The sequence below is a fragment of the Burkholderia sp. BCC0405 genome (genome assembly GCF_902833075.1).
Classification (GTDB): Bacteria; Pseudomonadota; Gammaproteobacteria; order Burkholderiales; family Burkholderiaceae; genus Burkholderia.
The window spans coordinates 102,978-120,717 of the sequence record NZ_CADFEO010000026.1 but is presented as its reverse complement, the minus strand read 5'-3'; the positions used below and the strand labels follow the sequence as shown (position 1 = coordinate 120,717).

At 64.7% G+C, this 17,740-nt stretch carries 15 protein-coding genes and 1 pseudogene; 9 read left to right on the top strand and 7 right to left on the bottom strand.

Annotated elements, in window-relative coordinates; all coding sequences use genetic code 11:
* A pseudogene (locus HWX36_RS37450) lies at positions 1-120 on the top strand (IS630 family transposase); the annotation flags it as partial.
* Here HWX36_RS37450 and HWX36_RS32030 read toward each other — a convergent pair.
* Genes HWX36_RS32030 through HWX36_RS32020 form a run of 3 tightly spaced genes read right to left on the bottom strand, consistent with a single transcriptional unit; the run spans position 109 to position 3,610 of the window.
* Positions 109-1,683 (bottom strand): amino acid adenylation domain-containing protein, encoded by a 1,575-nt coding sequence (locus HWX36_RS32030; protein WP_175957828.1) that lies wholly within the window; start codon positions 1,681-1,683, stop codon positions 109-111. The pseudogene HWX36_RS37450 and the gene HWX36_RS32030 sit on opposite strands and share 12 nt — an antisense overlap.
* Positions 1,683-2,723 carry a 4-hydroxy-2-oxovalerate aldolase gene (dmpG, locus tag HWX36_RS32025; RefSeq protein WP_175957827.1) on the bottom strand — a complete coding sequence of 347 codons (1,041 nt, stop codon included), beginning with the start codon at positions 2,721-2,723 and terminating at the stop codon, positions 1,683-1,685. Before dmpG ends, HWX36_RS32030 begins: the two co-directional genes overlap by 1 nt.
* Positions 2,724-2,731: 8 nt before the next feature.
* Positions 2,732-3,610, bottom strand: a complete 879-nt coding sequence (locus tag HWX36_RS32020; protein WP_175957826.1) for an acetaldehyde dehydrogenase (acetylating) — start codon at positions 3,608-3,610, stop codon at positions 2,732-2,734.
* Positions 3,611-5,225: 1,615 nt separating this feature from the next.
* On the opposite strand from HWX36_RS32020, the gene HWX36_RS32015 reads away from it, so the two are divergent.
* Positions 5,226-6,314: a porin gene (locus HWX36_RS32015; protein ID WP_175957832.1), complete on the top strand. Its 1,089-nt coding sequence runs from the start codon at positions 5,226-5,228 to the stop codon at positions 6,312-6,314.
* A gap of 165 nt (positions 6,315-6,479) precedes the next feature.
* Here HWX36_RS32015 and HWX36_RS32010 read toward each other — a convergent pair whose 3' ends face one another.
* Complete coding sequence (locus HWX36_RS32010) at positions 6,480-6,854, bottom strand: hypothetical protein (protein WP_175957825.1); 375 nt, start codon at positions 6,852-6,854, stop codon at positions 6,480-6,482.
* Positions 6,855-6,934: 80 nt separating this feature from the next.
* Positions 6,935-7,195: a hypothetical protein gene (locus HWX36_RS32005; RefSeq protein WP_175957824.1), complete on the bottom strand. Its 261-nt coding sequence runs from the start codon at positions 7,193-7,195 to the stop codon at positions 6,935-6,937.
* Between HWX36_RS32005 and HWX36_RS32000 the strand changes: the two genes are divergently transcribed.
* The 5 genes from HWX36_RS32000 to HWX36_RS31980 all read left to right on the top strand — a co-directional run bounded on the left by HWX36_RS32000 (position 7,181) and on the right by HWX36_RS31980 (position 14,853).
* On the top strand, positions 7,181-8,104 hold the full coding sequence (locus tag HWX36_RS32000; RefSeq protein WP_175957823.1) for a LysR family transcriptional regulator: 924 nt from the start codon (positions 7,181-7,183) through the stop codon (positions 8,102-8,104). The genes HWX36_RS32005 and HWX36_RS32000 overlap by 15 nt on opposite strands.
* A gap of 20 nt (positions 8,105-8,124) precedes the next feature.
* Complete coding sequence (locus HWX36_RS31995) at positions 8,125-8,799, top strand: response regulator transcription factor (protein WP_175957822.1); 675 nt, start codon at positions 8,125-8,127, stop codon at positions 8,797-8,799.
* Positions 8,800-8,956: 157 nt separating this feature from the next.
* A complete protein-coding gene (locus tag HWX36_RS31990; protein WP_175957821.1) occupies positions 8,957-12,211 on the top strand; it encodes an efflux RND transporter permease subunit in 3,255 nt (1,084 codons plus the stop codon).
* Positions 12,201-13,406 carry an efflux RND transporter periplasmic adaptor subunit gene (locus HWX36_RS31985; protein ID WP_175957820.1) on the top strand — a complete coding sequence of 402 codons (1,206 nt, stop codon included), beginning with the start codon at positions 12,201-12,203 and terminating at the stop codon, positions 13,404-13,406. Before HWX36_RS31990 ends, HWX36_RS31985 begins: the two co-directional genes overlap by 11 nt.
* Positions 13,399-14,853, top strand: a complete 1,455-nt coding sequence (locus HWX36_RS31980) for an efflux transporter outer membrane subunit (protein ID WP_175957819.1) — start codon at positions 13,399-13,401, stop codon at positions 14,851-14,853. The genes HWX36_RS31985 and HWX36_RS31980 overlap by 8 nt, the downstream gene beginning before the upstream one ends.
* 85 nt (positions 14,854-14,938) lie before the next feature.
* Here the strand turns inward: HWX36_RS31980 and HWX36_RS31975 are convergent, their stop codons facing one another.
* A complete protein-coding gene (locus HWX36_RS31975) occupies positions 14,939-16,114 on the bottom strand; it encodes a porin (protein ID WP_175957818.1) in 1,176 nt (391 codons plus the stop codon).
* A 328-nt stretch (positions 16,115-16,442) separates the two neighbouring features.
* Here HWX36_RS31975 and HWX36_RS31970 point away from each other — a divergent pair, with 328 nt between their 5' ends.
* Together HWX36_RS31970 and HWX36_RS31965 are read left to right on the top strand one after the other, a co-directional pair.
* Complete coding sequence (locus HWX36_RS31970; RefSeq protein ID WP_175957817.1) at positions 16,443-16,715, top strand: DUF4148 domain-containing protein; 273 nt, start codon at positions 16,443-16,445, stop codon at positions 16,713-16,715.
* A 93-nt stretch (positions 16,716-16,808) separates the two neighbouring features.
* Entirely contained in the window at positions 16,809-16,964 is a 156-nt protein-coding gene (locus HWX36_RS31965; RefSeq protein ID WP_175957816.1) for a hypothetical protein, read from the top strand.
* 74 nt (positions 16,965-17,038) lie between these two features.
* On the opposite strand, the gene HWX36_RS31960 is transcribed toward HWX36_RS31965, so the two are convergent.
* Complete coding sequence (locus HWX36_RS31960; RefSeq protein ID WP_175957815.1) at positions 17,039-17,722, bottom strand: response regulator transcription factor; 684 nt, start codon at positions 17,720-17,722, stop codon at positions 17,039-17,041.
* Between the last annotated feature and the right edge of the window lie 18 nt (positions 17,723-17,740).

Genomic DNA, 17,740 nt, shown 5'->3' with positions numbered 1-17,740 from the left:
CTCGACAAAAAGCTCATGCGCTACATCCGCCAATACAACAAGCAGGCCGCCCCGTTGAAGTGGAAGTACTCCGATCCAACTCGACGCATCCGGTGCAATTCATCCGGTTCAATGGACTAGTGCCTGTTTGTCGATTTTTCCGTTGCGGGTCAGAGGATATTGCGAAACCTCGATGAAATCTTCCGGAACCATATGTCTCGGTAGTTTCTTTGCAAGCGTGCGCGTGAGCGTCAGGGTATCGGGCATGCCTTCCGATACATGCAGCAGGAACGCAACCAGCCTCAGGTTTCCATCTTCGGTGCTGCCCTTCAATGCGAGAACGACCGCTTCCACGATATCTGGAAACGAACGCTTGATTGCGTATTCGATATCCGTCAGATTGGTCAACATGCCGCGAATCTTGACCTGGGTATCGCGGCGACCGAGGCAAATGTACTCACCGGTCGGCGTGCGCCGGGCGAAGTCGCCGGTTCGATAGGCCAGCACGTTGCTACCGTCTATCCTGACACGAACGAATTTCTCTGCCGTCAGTTGAGCATTGTTCACATATCCCACGCCAACGCCCGCCCCTCCGATAAAAATTTCGCCAATCTCATCGTCTCCTATCGGGGCGAGTTCCTCGTCTAGCACGAGCAATGAGCAATTAGCGACCGGCTTCCCCATCGGAATGCCGCCTTCGAGATAATCGCCGACATTGCCCATTACGTATGATGTCGCGACATCCGTACACTCCGCGACGCCATATTGGTGAACGAGCCGACAACGTTTCCCCGCGTCGACCGACCACTGCCGGATTCTCTGCGCCGACAGCGCCTCACCGCCGATGAATAAGTATTCCAGCGAAGCGAGCAACAGGTTCGCGTCGGCGATCGCCAAGAGCAGATATAACGTGCTGGGCGCGAGGTGCAGCGTTCTCACGCTATGCTGCTCGATCAACCGTGCAGCCAGTTTGGGATCGAAGTGCTCGGTGCCCATCAGGCACAGGACCGCACCGACATAAAGCGGCGTCATCAGGCTGCGTTGCGAGATATCGAAACCGAACGCACTAACCAGCAAATTCGTGGATTGGCTATCGAGCCGATATTCGGACTCCAACCATTGCAGCAGATTACTCCAGCCGCTGTGCTTGACGCCGACAGCCTTCGGAATGCCGGTGGTTCCGGAGGTGAAGACGACGTAGCAGAGATCACCGCCGTCGACCTCTTCGTCCAGGTTTTCCGCCGAATAGACAAAAGACCGCGCCAGAACATCGTCGAGCATAAGCAACTGCTTGCCAGCATCCTGGAGCCGGTCGCGTGTCTGATCGGACACAATGACGAAGTTCATCGTTTCCAATTGGCCGACCATGGCCGTCAGGCGCTCTGCTGGATAGGACGGATCCAGCGGAACATACGCGGCACCGCACTTCAGAATCGCCAGCACACAGGTCAGGGTGTGGATTTGCGGAGAGAAACAAACGCCGACCGTCGCTCCCACGCCGATCCCCAACTCGCCCAGAAGCCTGGCAAACCGGTTCGCCCGCTTGTTGAGTTCGCTGTAGGTCATGCCGGCTTCACCACAAACGACCGCCGTCCGTTGAGGATACACAACGGCCCAGTATTCGAATCGCTGATGCGCCGATTGCTGACGCGTCATGGTGCCCTCCAATGCCTGACCGACTTCGAAATCGCCCGACGTCACCATTATTTGATCTCCTCGTCGATGAATTCCCGCGACGTCGGCATGCGTCTTGAAGATGCCAACCTGCTCGCCTCCTCGGTAATCACGTCCTCCTGCCCGGCAACGAGCCGGCGATCCGCCAGCCGGCGATAGAGCTCGAATTCATCGACACCGAAATGCTGTGCCGCCCGCCGCACGTGCGGCACATATCCAGAAAACAGGCCATACAGACCGCTCGCGATATTCGCTGCATCGATATGCGGCGTCTCGGGACACAGGAAACCCGAGACCTCCGCGGACAAGCGTCCAACTTGATCGAACGATGTGCGAATCGGGTAGCCATGCCGCTCCAGTACTGCAACCATGATTTCGAGCTGCGTATTGCCTGCACCGGCTCCGAACCCTTTGAAGCAGCCGTCCACGACCGTCGCACCTTCCTCCACCGCGACGAGCGTATTGGCGATGGCCATCCCGAGGTTGTTGTGCGCATGGAATCCAACGCGAACATCGAGATGGTCGAGCACACACCTAACCTTGTCGCGCACCATGGCCGGACTGGAAAAACCTGCACTGTCCATCAGCACGATGGCGTCGGCACCGTAGCGCTCCATGAGTTGTGCTTGTTTCCGCAGCACTTTCGGCGACGCCATGTGAGCCATCATCAGTACGCCGTACGCCTCTTTTCCGGCGGCCTTGGTCTGCTCGATGAAACGCGCGGTAATATTCGCTTCGGTGCAGTGGCTCGCGACCCGGATCACGTCCACGCCGATATCCAGTGCCATATCGATATCCGATGCCTTTCCGAATCCCGGAATGAAGTGAACCCCAAGGCGGCTGTTTTTCAGCCGTTCACGCGCAATCGCCAGCATCGTACGGTCATCGACGGCGGCATGGCCCAATAGGCTTGACGATGCCCCCAGCCCGTTGCCGTGCCCGACCTCGACGATGTCAATTCCGGCCGCATCAGCCGCGGCTGCGTATCCGGCGATCTGCTCCGCCGTCAATTGATGGCGAATGGCGTGGTTACCATCGCGCAACGTCGAATCGCTAATAAAAATTGACACGATAGTCCTTATCTGGCGAGCGCATGCCTGTGCTCCGCCACCGCAACGGCTGCGCAATTGATGATGTCCAGGTTGCCGGCATAGCTCGGCAGATAGTCGCCGCTGCCCCGAACCGTCAGACCGACTAAAATCTGGCCGCGATCCTCCATCGGCCCGGTGATCAGTTCATACCCCGGCACATAGGCCTGAACCCGCTTGGTCATCGCATCGATGCCGGCTTCCACCCGAGCGAAATCACGATACCGGGCCGTGGCATACAACGTGGTCTGCATGCTAATGCCGGGCTCCGCGGGATTGATATTCAGGATGGCCTTGGTGTGCGCCGCCCCCGTGAACGATGCAAGCGCGGATTCCGTCGTCGTCAGGTACTCGTTGATGTTTTCCCGCGTCGCCATGCCCGCGCTGCGCGACGAGATGGTCGATACGACTTCGATGTAGTCGATTTCGTCGACCGCTCGGGCCAGTGCATACGCGAGCGGCAGGCTAGCCTGGCCGCCGCACGTGATCAGGTTCACGTTTTGCGCCGTACCGACATCTTCCAGATTGATCGAAGGGACGCAAAGCCGGCCAAGCTTTGCGGGCGTCAGATCTATCACGAACTTTCCGGATTGCAGGAAGAACGGGTTGTTGACTGCATGCGCCGCCGCCGATGTCGCGTCAAACACCATATCGAATTGATCGACGTTGTCTCTGAGAAAATCCAGACCTTCGCAGGATGTCGGCACACCATGCTCCCGCACGACACTCAATCCCTCGCTATTGGCGTTTCGTCCGACAACGAATGCCAGGGATAGATTGCGGGATGCCTTTACCTTGAACATCAAGTCGACGCCGATACCACCCGAGCCCAGGATGGCCACCCTGGTCCGCAACGACTCTCTCGTCATTGTTCACCTCTGCTGGATTACGCGATCAATACCATCGGCGTGCTCCGATGCCAATGATGTAATGGATCAGCTACACCACCCGGCCTGAGCCGTCCAGCAAGCACTCTGCTTCGTCGTCAGGCGGTATGGGTAGCGCGTTTGTATGCAGGATATGAGTCGCGACCCAAAGGCGTCTTGTACGTTTGTGCGAAGCAGCGTCGCGACGCTGCTTCCCCGACTCCGCCTTTCGCTTCGATAGGCCTGTTCTGTCCGGGCCGCGCAGACGCATGCGCGAGCATACCGATGCATTCGTGCGCGACCGGTACACGTTTCGGCCGGCGACGCGACAGACGGCAGACAACGCAAGTCTGTTTGTGCTGAAACCGACGATGAACCATGAGGTTACGTGCCGGCGGTCACGCTGGAAATTGTGTATAAGCCGATGGCCTATAGGCCCCAGCACTCCCGTTAAAACCTTAAATATGATCGAAATCGCAGTTTGGCCATCCATTCAACCGCCTGGAAGGCCCGCTCATATCGAACCCACGATTTGGCCATATACAGCAATATCGACGTAGCCTCTTTATGTAAATCATCGCTTAGTCTCGGCCTTCCCGTCACGCTCAAGTCAAACCTCCGCGACCCTCTATCTTGAGCATTCTGTAAATGCTGATCTAAAACAGCAGCAGCCTCCGAATACCGAAACGCATCCACTATAGCCGACAAGAGCGCCCACATCTTGTATCGCTTCAGCCACTCCAACATCTCGTTCTTTACAACAGAAGTATCGTGAACATCAGTGGGGAGCCTATCTGTATCACCCCACTGCTGCACCGAAATTTCATAATTCGGATGTGGCGCTATACAAACGGCACTCGCTTTAAAAACATCGTCTATCGAGATTCAACCATGATTAATTTGCATCGGAAAATTTATTAAAATCGCTTAGAACTACGCCTTTTATTATTTTACTGCCGCGCAACCCGGCTCCAGGAAATCTATTTTATCGATGATCGACGTGGATTGATGTTGATTATGGGTGCCTATATGGCGCCTACATAATGAGATAAAGATATAAATTCAATCTAAATAGCAACACCCGAACCATTTAATTATATGAGTTTATAAAATTCAATGCGCCATCAAACATCCGGATCCGGAATCCGTGTGCCACGAGATCATTCAGCGTTGAGCAGTCCTCCCAACGTGCCCTCGGACGAGGCAATCTACGAGGGCTTGACGGACAAGCCTCGAATTTTCAGTCGATCGATTGCCGTCGCTTTTTCCCTTCCAGCCGGCCTTGCCGAGCGCCGTGAACCGCGGGCCGTTGCGACACGAGACCTCGCGGCCCATCATCACGCAATCGGCACCCCGCCGCCGAATCCGTCGCGTCGTCAGCTCGAATCGCCCCGCCTGTCGGCCGCTCGCCACAGCTCACAGCGACGGACAAATACCGTTGTCGACTGGCCGCATGCGCGAATCCAACGCGAAAACTGAAAGACTGAATTGCTGCTGCGCGAGCGAACGACGCCGCTATATTGTCGACGACCAGCCCTTTCACAAAGGACTGCGAACAATATCCGTCAACCTCCAATCGAGACATCCATCCATGAATAAAACGACACGGCTGCTGCGCATGACTTGCGCGCTCGCCTGCTGCGGCCTGTTCTCCCACGCGCATGCGCAAAGCAGCGTCACGCTGTACGGCATCGTCGACACCGGGATCGACTTCGCGTCGAACGTCGGCGGCCAGCACCTGTGGCAGATGGCGAGCGGCGTCAGCGCCGGAAGCCGCTGGGGGCTGCGCGGCCGGGAAGATCTGGGTGGCGGGCTCGCCGCGATCTTCGATCTCGAAAGCGGCTTCAATTCCGCGAACGGCGGGCTCGGCAGCGGCCTCGCGTTCTCCCGCAACGCCTACGCCGGGCTGTCGAGCGAGCGCGTAGGCACGCTGACGCTCGGCCGCCAGTGGGATCCGGTCGTCGACCTGATCGAGCCGTACTCGCTGAACAGCTATTACGGCGGCTGGTATTTCTCGCACCCGAACGACATGGACAACCTCGACAACGGCTTTGCGGTCAGCAATGCCGTCAAATACACGAGCCCGACGATCGCCGGCTTCACCGGCGAGGCGCTCTACTCGTTCGGCGGCCAGCCCGGCCGCTTCTCCGACAACTCGGCCTACAGCGCGGCCGTCGCGTATACGAACGGGCCATTCTCGGCCGGCGTCGGCTATCTGCGCGTCAACGATCCGGAGCAGGCAGTGCAGAGCTACCAGAACGGCGACGGCTACACGAACGCGGTATACGGCAACTATCTCGAGAACGCGCGCAGCCAGAACATCTTCGCGGCAGGCGCGTCGTACCAGATCGGCAAGGTCAAGCTGATGGGCAACTTCAGCAACGTCGATTTCCAGCAAGGCGACGACGAGCAGGACGTGAAGTTCCAGAACTACGAGATCGCCGGCACGCTCGCGGCCACGAGCCAGCTCAACTTCGGCCTCGGCTATACCTACACGAACGGCCGTGACCATGCGACCGGCCAGGAGCCGAAATACCGGCAGCTGAACGCGAGCGCCGAGTACGAACTGTCGAAGCGCACGGCCGTCTACGCGCTCGCGGCGCTGCAGATGGCGTCGGGCGGCGCCGTCGCGCAGGTCGCGGGCTTCGATCCGTCGTCGAACGGCCGCCAGGCGGTCGGCCGGATCGGGCTGCGTCATACGTTCTAGGCAATTTTGCATCCGGGCCGGCCTCCGACGTTCCGGAAGCCGGGTCCGGCATCGCCTCGATCGACACGCCCGTCGCACCGTCGCACCGTCGCACCGTCGCACCGTCGCGCGGCGACGCATCATCCGCCGGTCCCCGGGGCCGGCGCAACTGACGAACACGCCGGGTCAGTTCGGCAGGCTGATCGCCAGTTGCTCGTCCTCGAGCAGTTGCGTGAGCGACCCGTGCAGGCGCTCGAGGCTCCGCGGCGGCAGCGCGAAGCTCGCCCAGCCGAGCCCCGTGTGCCGCAGCAACAGCACCGCGCCGCCGTACAGCGGATGGCGCTCCGCATACCAGCACGGGTCCATTTCCGTCACGAACTGCTGCGCGCGCGGCGGCATCTCGGGCACCGCCGGCTGCATCGACGCGCGCAGCAGGCTCAGATACTGGATGACCGCGTCGACGTCCTCCGGATCGAGCACCGCGGCGCCACGTTCGATCGACACCAGCACCACCGGCTTGCCGTGCTCCTGGATCATCTTGATACTCAGCGGCTGCGTCATTTCTGCGTTCCTTGTCACGACTTATATCGTCCTATTATCGGCAGCCGCGCCACACGCTCACCTGAAGATTTGGTGTCGCTTCATGAAGTTTTTTTTAGATGACGAACGACACCGGGAAACCGTTCTTCGTGTGCTTGAGCAGCAGATAGCCCCGCCTTCCCCGCCGCTTCCTTAAACGAAATTTCATCCATCCCGCGTCGTTTTTTAAGCGTGAGCGGCAGGCACGCATCCCATAATCGGCTCGCTACCCTGCCGCTCACGCGTTGCAGGACGCGCCGATCGATCATCGCCGGCGCATGCCTCCCAACCCCACCCTTGCGCGGATCATGAATCAACTGCAAGCGATGCGCGTCTTCACGCGCGTAGTCGAGTTGTCGAGTTTCAATCTCGCCGCCCGCCAGCTCGGGATGTCTGCTGCCGCGGTCACGCGCAGCGTCGGCATGCTCGAAGCGCACCTGAACATGCGCCTGCTGAACCGGACGACCCGCAGCCTGTCCCTCACCGAAACCGGCCGCGAATACCTCGACGGTTGCCGCACGATCATCGAGAAGCTCGACGAGATCGAATCGAACCTCGTGCAGGCCACCCGCGACCCGCGCGGCACGCTGCGGATCGCGGCGTCGGCGACCTCCGTCGCGGCAGGCCTCGGCCTCCTGCTGTCGGCGTATCGCGCCGCCCATCCGCGTGTCCGGTTCGACGTGACGACGTTCGACACGCATGTCGACATGGTCGAGGGCGGCTACGACGTCTGCTTCTGCGACGATCGCCGCCTGATCAAGGCGACCTTCGTCTCGCGCATGCTGATGAGCGTGCGCGACGTGGTCGTCGCGTCGCCCGAGTACCTCGCGCGCCACGGCACGCCGAACGACCCCGGCGAACTGAACGAACACAGCCTGCTGACCGTGTCGAACGGCACGGCCCGCAGCTGGGAGTTCTCCGACGTCGACGGCGCCTACCGCGTCTATACCGGCAACGCGCTGGCGTCGTCCGGCAGCATGATGGTGCGGATCGCGGCGCTCAATCACATGGGCATCACGCAATTGCCGCATCCGCTCGTCGCCGACGATCTCGCGCGCGGCACGCTGCTGCCGCTGCTCGAACGTTACGAAGTCAACGGCGGCCCGCGCTGCGTGTCGATGCTTTACCCCAGCCGCAACTATCTGTCGACGAAAGTGCGCAGCTTCATCGACTACGTGGTCGACCACTATCGCGCGCTCGAACGCGACACCGTGCAGCTCTCCGCCGCCTGACGCCCCGGGCCGCTCCGTCGATGACACACATCCTGACGATCGAAGACGATCCGCTGATCGCGGATCACATCACGCGCGCGCTGCGAGCCGCCGGCCACCAGGTGGACGTCGCGCGCACCGGCCGCGACGGCATGGCCCGCGCGATGAGCGCCGACTACGACGTCGTCACGCTCGACCGCATGCTGCCGGATCTCGACGGCCTCACGATCCTCGCGACGATGCGCGGCGTCGGCCTCGACACGCCGGTGCTCGTGATGAGCGCGATGTCCGATGTCGACCAGCGCATCCAGGGGCTGCGCGCGGGCGGCGACGACTATCTCGTCAAGCCGTTCTCGCTCGACGAGATGTGCGCGCGCATCGACGTGCTGATCCGCCGGCGGCCGCGCGGCCCGCAGGTCGAGACGGTGCTGCGCGCCGGCGAGCTCGAACTCGACCTGGTGCGGCGTCGCGTCACGCTCGGCGGGCACGAGCTCGCGCTGCTGCCGACCGAATGGCGCGTGCTCGAATTCATGATGCGCCACGCGGGGCGCGTGCTCACGCGCACGATGATCTTCGAAGCGGTATGGGGCTGCCGCTTCGATCCGGGCACGAACCTGATCGACGTGCACGTCGGCCGCCTGCGCAAGAAGGTGAACCGGCCCGGCGCCGGGCCGTTGATACGCACGATCCGCGGCTCGGGCTACATGCTCGGCTGAATCGGGCCGCCGCCACCTAAAACTTGTTTCATCTTTTTAGCGACCGGCTGTTAGGGGCCGCTCCGCAGAATGCGGTCATCGGCTGCGCATCGGTGTTTTCCCGAGGCCGCGCGCATCCGGCTCTTCTTCACGACGCTTTTGAACGGAGCAGCACCCCATGCTGAAAATTGTCCGGCTCGCGCTTGTCCGGCCCTATACGTTCGTCGTGCTGGCGCTGCTGATCCTGATCGCAGGTCCGCTCGCGGCGGTGCGCACCCCCATCGACATCTTCCCGGACATCCGCATTCCGGTGATCAGTGTCGTCTGGAACTATTCCGGCCTGCAGCCGGACGACATGTCCGGCCGGATCGTCACGTACTACGAGCGCACGCTCGGCACCACGGTCAACGACATCCAGCACATCGAATCCCAGTCGTTCCGCAGCTTCGGCATCGTCAAGATCTTCTTCCAGCCGACCGTCGACATCCGCACGGCCACCGCGCAGGTCACGTCGATCTCGCAGACGGTGCTCAAGCAGATGCCGCCCGGCACCACGCCGCCGCAGATCCTCAACTACAACGCGTCGACCGTGCCGGTGCTGCAGATCGCGTTGAGCAGCAACACGCTCGACGAGCAGAAGCTGGAGGACTACGCGGAGAACTTCATTCGCCCGCAGCTGCTGTCGGTGCCCGGCGTCGCGATTCCGACGCCATATGGCGGCAAGGCGCGGGAGGTGCAGATCGACCTCGATCCGCAGGCGCTGCAGTCGAAGGGGCTGTCGGCGCAGGACGTCGCGCACGCGCTCGCGCAGCAGAACCAGATCATCCCGGCCGGCACGCAGAAGATCGGCCGCTTCGAATACAACATCAAGCTCAACAACAGCCCGCTCGCGCTCGACGCGCTGAACGACCTGCCGATCAAGTCGGTCGACGGCACGACCATCACGATCCGCGACGTGGCGCACGTGCGCGACGGCTTCCCGCCGCAGAGCAACATCGTGCGCGTCGACGGCCATCGCGCCGTGCTGATGAGCATCCTGAAGAACGGCTCGGCGTCGACGCTCGACATCATCGCGGGCGTGAAGGCCAAGCTGCCGCTGATCGAACAGACGCTGCCGCCGGGCCTGAAGCTCGTCACCATGGGCGACCAGTCGACCTTCGTGAAGGGCGCCGTCAGCGGCGTGGCACGGGAAGGCATCATCGCCGCCGCGCTGACCTCGCTGATGATCCTGCTGTTCCTCGGCTCGTGGCGCTCCACGCTGATCATCGCCGCGTCGATTCCGCTGGCCGTGCTCTCGGCGATCGCGCTGCTCGCGGCCACCGGCGAGACGCTCAACGTGATGACGCTCGGCGGCCTCGCGCTCGCGGTCGGGATCCTGGTCGACGACGCGACGGTGACGATCGAGAACGTGAACTGGCACCTCGAACAGGGCAAGGACACCCGTGCCGCGATCGTCGACGGCGCGAAGCAGATCGTGATGCCCGCACTGGTCTCGCTGCTGTGCATCTGCATCGTGTTCGTGCCGATGCTGATGCTCGACGGCATCTCGCGCTTCCTGTTCGTGCCGATGGCCAAGGCCGTGATCTTCTCGATGGTGTCGTCGTTCGTGCTGTCGCGCACCTTCGTGCCGATGCTCGCGCAATACCTGCTCAAGCCGCACGCATCGGCCGGCCATGCGTCGGGCGAAATGGCGGCGATCATGGATCCGCACGCGGGCCACGCGGGCGCGCACGACGTGCCGCCCTCGTCCAATCCGCTGGTGCGCTTCCAGCGCGCGTTCGAGCGCCGCTTCGAGGCCGTGCGCGCGTCGTACCGGATCCTGCTGGGCCTCGCGCTCACGCGCCGCAAGCCGTTCGTCATCGGGTTCCTGTGCGTGGTGGCCGCGTCCTTCCTGCTCGCGCCGTGGCTCGGCCGCAACTTCTTCCCGGCCATCGATTCGGGCGAGATCTCGCTGCACGTGCGCGCGCCGGTCGGCACGCGCGTCGAGGAAACCGCCGCCGAGTTCGACCACATCGAGAACACGATCCGCGGCGTGATTCCGCCGTCGCAGTTGCGCGCGATGATCGACAACATCGGCCTGCCGAAGAGCGGGATCAACCTGACCTACAACAACAGCGGCACGCTCGGGCCGCAGGACGGCGACATCCTGATCTCGCTGTCGAAGGATCACGCGCCGACCGCCGGCTACGTGCGCACGCTGCGCGAACTGCTGCCGCGCGCCTATCCGGGCACCACGTTCTCGTTCCTGCCCGCCGACATCGTCAGCCAGATCCTCAATTTCGGCTCGCCCGCCCCGGTCGACCTGCAGGTGGCCGGCCCCAACCAGCGCGCGAACCTCGAGTACGCACGCGAGCTGTACCGCAAGCTGCGCCTGATCGCAGGCATCGCCGACACGCGCATCCAGCAGGCCAGCACCTACCCGCAGTTCACGGTGGCGGTCGACCGCACGCGCGCCGACCAGCTCGGCATCACCGAGCAGGACGTGACGAACTCGGTGGTCGCGACGCTGGCCGGCACCAGCCAGGTCGCCCCGACCTACTGGCTCAATCCGCGCAACGGCGTGTCCTACCCGATCGTCGCGCAGACGCCGCAGTACCGGATGACCACGCTGTCGGCGCTGCAGAACCTGCCGGTCACCGGCGCCAGCGGCCAGTCGCAGCTACTCGGCGGCCTGGCCACGATCACGCGCGGCGTCGGCAACGCGGTGGTGTCGCACTACAACATCGAGCCGCTGTTCGACATCTACGCGACGACCCAGGGCCGCGACCTCGGCGCGGTCGCGGCCGACATCGACGGCATCGTCAAGGCCACCGCGAAGGATCTGCCGAAGGGCTCGACCGTCACGCTGCGCGGCCAGGTGCAGACCATGAACGGCGCGTTCGCCGGCCTGCTGCTCGGCCTCGTCGGCGCGATTGCGCTGATCTACCTGCTGATCGTCGTGAACTTCCACTCGTGGGCCGACGCGTTCGTGATCGTCTCGGCGCTGCCGGCCGCACTGGCCGGCATCGTCTGGATGCTGTTCACCACGCACACGCCGCTGTCGGTGCCGGCGCTGACCGGCGCGATCCTGTGCATGGGCGTGGCGACCGCGAACTCGATTCTCGTCGTCAGTTTCGCGCGCGAGCGCCTGGCCGAAACCGGCAACGCGCTGGCGTCCGCACTCGAGGCCGGCTTCACGCGGTTCCGCCCGGTGCTGATGACGGCGCTCGCGATGATCATCGGCATGGCGCCGATGGCGCTCGGCCTCGGCGACGGCGGCGAGCAGAACGCGCCGCTCGGCCGCGCGGTGATCGGCGGCCTCGCGTGCGCGACGATCGCGACGCTGTTCTTCGTTCCCGTCGTGTTCAGCCTCGTGCATCGGCGCGACGCGCTGAAGCACGACGCTTCCCGCGCTTCCTCCCCTTCCGCGTCCGGAGCTTCCCATGTCCACTGAGATCGATATCAAGTCGCCGAAACGGCTGCCCAACCTCAAGCTCGTCGCCACGATCACCGCGCTGATCGCGGTCGGCATCGTGACGACCGGCGTCGTCGGCCGCGCGCATGCGAAACAGGAAATGACGACCTGGTCCGCCGAGCAGGCCGTGCCGACCGTGGTCGCCTACACGCCGTCGACCGGCGCCGACGGCAGCACGCTGGTGCTGCCGGGCCATCTGTCCGCGTTCGAAAGCGCGCCGATCCACGCGCAGGTGTCGGGCTACCTGCATGCGTGGTACACCGACATCGGCGCGCACGTGAAGTCGGGCCAGCTGCTCGGGCTGATCGACACGCCCGAGCTCGACCAGCAGCTGCAGCAGGCGCGCGCCGACCTGCAGAGCTCGCTCGCCAACGAGAAGCTGGCCGCGTCCACGGCCGCGCGCTGGACCAGGATGCTTGCGCAGGATTCGGTGTCGCAGCAGGAAACCGACGAGAAGACCAGCGACCTCGCCGCCAAGCAGGCGATCGTCGCGGCCAACGAGGCCAACGTGCGGCGCCTCGACGCGCTCGAGGCGTTCAAGCGCATCGTCGCGCCGTTCGACGGCGTGGTCACCGCGCGCAAGACCGATATCGGCCAGTTGATCTCGGCCGGCGGCGGCGCGGGCCCCGAGCTGTTCGCCGTGTCCGACGTGCACCAGATGCGCGTCTACGTCAGCGTGCCGCAGAACGAGGCGGCCGCGATCCGCCCCGGCATGACGGCCACGCTGACCGTGCCCGAACATCCGGGCGAAACCTTCCATGCGACGCTCGCCGACACCGACGACTCGATCGCCGATTCGACCGGCACGCTGCTCGTGCAGTTGATGGTCGACAACCGCGACGGCAAGCTGATTCCGGGCGAATACACCGAAGTGCATTTCGCGCTGCCGGCCGGCAGCAGCCACGTGCTGACGATTCCGGCCAGCTCGCTGATCTTCCGGCAGGCAGGCCTGCAGGTCGCCGTGGTCGGCAAGGACAACCGCGCGGTATTCAAGCCCGTGACGGTCGCGACCGATCTCGGCACGCACGTGCAGATCGCGACCGGCCTCGCTCCGGACGATCGCGTGATCGACAACCCGCCGGACTCGCTGGCCGCGGGCGACCCGGTCAGGCTCGCGGCGCCGGCCCGCACCGTCGCGGCGGCCGCGTGCGACACGGAGCGTGCGAATGGCTAACCGGGTTCGGCTCTGCGCGATGCTCGCCGGCATCGCGTTCCTCTCCGCATGCTCGTTCGCGCCCGTCTATCACGCACCGCGGACGGCGTTGCCGGCCAGTTTCAAGGAAGCGGGCGGCTGGCAGACCGCGAAGCCGGCCGACCGCATCGCGCGCGACGGCTGGTGGAAGGCGTTCCGCGATCCGGTGCTCGACCGGCTCGAAGCGCAGGTGGCCGCGGCCAACCCCGACGTGGCCGCCGCCGTGGCCCGTCACGACGAAGCCGCCGCGCTGTTCGACCAGGCGCGCTCGGGGCTGTTTCCGACCATTGGCCTCGGCGCGCAGGTCTCGAGCAACCGGCAATCGGCCACGCGGCCGCTGCGCGGCTCGAACCAGCCGGACGTGTACGGCTCCAACACGCTCGACGCCGGCTTCGACTACGACCTCGACCTGTGGGGGAAAGTCCGCAACGAAGTCGCGGCCGGCCGCGCCGACGCGCAAGCCAGCGCCGACGATCTCGCGTCGGTGCGGCTGAGCCTGCAGGCCAGCCTCGCGAACGCGTACTTCAACCTGCGCGGGCTCGACCAGCAGCAGCAACTGCTGGCCGACACGATCGCGACCTACCGGCGCGCGCTGCAGTTGACGATGAGCCGGCACGAAGGCGGCATCGCGTCCGATCTCGACGTCTCGCGCGCACAAACGCAGCTCGATTCGGCCCGTGCATCGGCCGAGGACGTGCGCGCGCGGCGCGCGCTCTACGAGCACTCGATCGCGACGCTCACGGGCGTACCGGCGTCGTCGTTCTCGCTGACGCCGGACCTGGGCGTCGCGTACCTGCCGACGATCCCGGCCGGCATTCCCGCCACGCTGCTGCAGCGGCGTCCCGACGTCGCGGCCGCCGAGCGCCGCATGGCGGCCGCCAACGCGAAGATCGGCGTGGTGCGCGCGGCGTTCTTCCCCGACGTCACGCTCGGGCTGATCGGCGGGTACCAGAGTTCCGGGCTCGGCCACTGGCTCAGCGCGCCGAACGAGATCTGGTCGATCGGGCCCAGCCTCGCGCTGACGCTGTTCGACGGCGGCCGCCGCCAGGCGCTCACCGACCAGGCGCACGCGAAACTGGCCGAGAACGGCGCGCGGTATCGCGCGGTGGTGCTCGCCGCGTGCCAGCAGGTGGAGGACAACCTCGCGCTCACGCACCACCTCGGCGACGAAGCCGCTCGCGAGCAGGAAGCGCTCGACGCGGCCGAGCGCACGCTGCAGTTGTCGATGTCGCGCTATCGGGACGGCGTCGTCAGCTATCTCGACGTGGTGACGGCGCAAACCACCGAACTCAATACGAAGGTCGCGATGCTGGAGCTGGACACGCGCCGGCAACTGGCGGCGGTGGGGTTGATCGCCGCGCTGGGCGGCGGGTGGTCGACGGATGAAGCCGCACCCGGAGCGCAGGCGCCGGCCCGTTCCGCGACCTGACACCCTCGCGACACGCGGGAGGCGTGTCGCCTTTCAAGGCACCCGTCGCGATGACGGGTGCCGTTTTTTACATCGATCCGGCCGCTCAGAACTTGTGGCGGATACCGGCCGCGACCACGGCCTGCCGGTCGTTGCCCGACGCGGCAAGATTGAAGATCCCCGCGTTGCCGAGCACCGCGACGCCGTCCGCGCCCGTCACGCGCTGGTACACGCCTTCGAGATAGAGATCGGTGCGGCGCGACAGCGCATAGTCGGCCTGCAGCATGAACTGGTTCCACTTCGGCGCGACGCTGCGGCCCGCATCGTCGAAACGGCCCTGCGTGAACGTATACGAGCCGCCCAGCGAAAAGGCCGGCGTCAGGAAGTAGCGCCCGTTCAGTTCGTAGTTGCTGAAGGTCAGCAACTGGCCGTTCACGGCGCCGTACGCGCCGCCTTGCGACAGTTCGCGCGGATCGTTCAGGATCGTTCTCGTATAGACGAGGCCGATCGCCGCATGCTCGAACGCGTAATGCGCGCCGGCGCCGAACGTGCGCCAGCGGCCGCCGGCCAGCATCGCATCGCCGTCCGAACTGCTCAGCGATCCGCCCGTGTTCTGCGGCGCGTTCACGCCGCCCGGCTGGTTGGACTGCAGGTACGCGACCGCGAGGTCGACCGGGCCGTTCGCGTACTGCGCGCCGACGCTGTACGCGTTGTTGTTGCTGAACCCGCCGCCCTGGTTGCTGAAGCCGTACGCGCCGCCGAACGTGAAGCCGCCGTAGTCCGCGCTGCGGAATTTCACCGCGTTGTTCATCCGCGTGTCGTTGGCGAGGTTATCGTTGTCGTACGGGTGATCGGCGATGTTGCCGCCGAATCCCGAGCCTGTCGCCGACAGCGGCGCGACGAAGTCGACCAGGAAATCGTACTGGCGGCCGAGCGTCACCGTGCCCCACTGGCGGCTGGACAGACCGACCCACGCCTGGCGGCCGAACTCGTCGCCGCCGTTGCCGAACTTGCCGTTCGCGACGTTGAAGCCGTTCTCGAGGGTGAACACGGCAGCCAGGCCGCCGCCGAGATCCTCGTTGCCGCGCAGCCCCCAGCGCGACGTGCTGACGTTGCCGCTCTGGACGCCGTAGACCGGGCCCGCACCGGCCGACGATTTCTGGTTGCTGATGTAGTCCAGGCCCGCGTCGATCGTGCCGTACAGCGTGACGCTGCTCTGCGCGTGGGCCGTGCTCGCAAGCACGCACGCGATCGCCGCCGGGATTGCCAGATATTTCTTCATGATGGTTTCGCTAGAGTGGATCGGTCTTCTCGCATCGCCGGCCAGTGTGGGATGGCCGGTCCGTCCGCGATGCGATGGCGCACAATTTAGGCGGCGGGCATGACAGCGCCGTTATCAAAACGGCCCGAAAAATGAAACCTTCTTCATGTTCGCGATGCAACGGTTTCATGTCCGCCCAGACGCTGCGCCCGCGCATGAATTTCTTTTCACGTTGCGTATGCCGATCCGCTAGCCACCCTCCTCTATGCTTGACCTCAACCCGATGCGCAACAGCGACACATGCCGCGCCGGGGGATGAACCCAGTCAACCATCATGAGGACTCCGAACATGAAAACCGCCCATATCGTCGCCGCCGCCATGCTCGCCGCAATCGGCACGCTGTCCGTTCCCGCGTTTGCACAGACCGGCAGCCAGCCGATGCAGATGGCTTCCGCCGTCACCAAGGATGGGGCGACCGGTGCGCAGGCCGCCGGCCAGTGGGTGCCGCCGTACGGCCAGGCGATGCACGAGAAGACGCGCGCCGAGGTCTACGCCGAACTCGTGCATGCCGAACAGGACGGGCAGCTCAAGTACCTGAACTCCACGCTCTACTCGCATTGATGCGTACCGCCGTGCGGCCGGGCGCGGTGCCCGGCTCGTGCCGTCCGCGCCGTCCGCGGCGACGCCTCCCTTTCACCGAAACGTCCGCCATTCATGAAGCTTCGTCCGTTGTTCGCCCGTTCTGTCCGTCTCGCGATCGCCGCGGTCGCCGCCGGCGTCCTGCTGTCCGGCTGTGCCGCCGCGCAGCCCGACGGCCCCGGCGATTGCGTCGGCCCGCCCGATTTCTGCGTGCCGTTCTTCGGCTCGTAAACGCACGACGGGCGCGCTGCCGTCGGCAGGGCGCCCGTCGCGTCTTCCGCTCGATGCGGGCCACGCCCGCGCGCTCAGGCGTCCGGCAGCGTCACCTGGTAGCCGTAACGGCTCACGGTATCGATCCGCACGCCGGGCAGGTGCCGCGCAAGCTTGCGGCGCAGCCGCGACACCACGAGATTGACGCTCGACGGATCGACATCCTCCTTGTCCTGCCAGACGTAGCGGATCAGCTGATCGCGCGGCACCGGCGCGTTCGGACGGCGCATCAGGCATTCGAGCAGCAAGCATTCGCGCCGCGTCACGGCCAGGCGCAGCTTGCCGTCCTTGAGTTCACGCGCGAGCGTGTCGAACGGGGATGCCGCCGCGACCGGGCCTTCCGTGTCGCGCGGCCCGGCCAGCCGCTGCAGCGCCTGCAGGCGCTCGTGCAGCTCGATGAACGAGTATGGCGCGCAAAAGCAGGCGTCGGCGCCCGCACGCAGCACGCGGATGCGCTCGCGCGCCGACGCCTGGCCGATCAGCACCACCAGCGCCGCGCCGCCGCCGTCGGCGACGAAACGCGGCAGCATCGCGATCAGCGCGGCGTCGCCGCCGGGCTCGAAAGCCGTCGCGACGATTGCGTCGAACGCCTCCTGCGAGGCGAGGAACAGCCCGTCGCGCAGGTCGTCGGCGCGCTGCAGGCTGTGCCCGCTCTCCTGCAGCGCCTTGTGCAGCCACGCGGCTTCCGGGTGCGGCGAAGTCACGAGCAGGACGCGCATCGTCAACGGGCCTCGCAG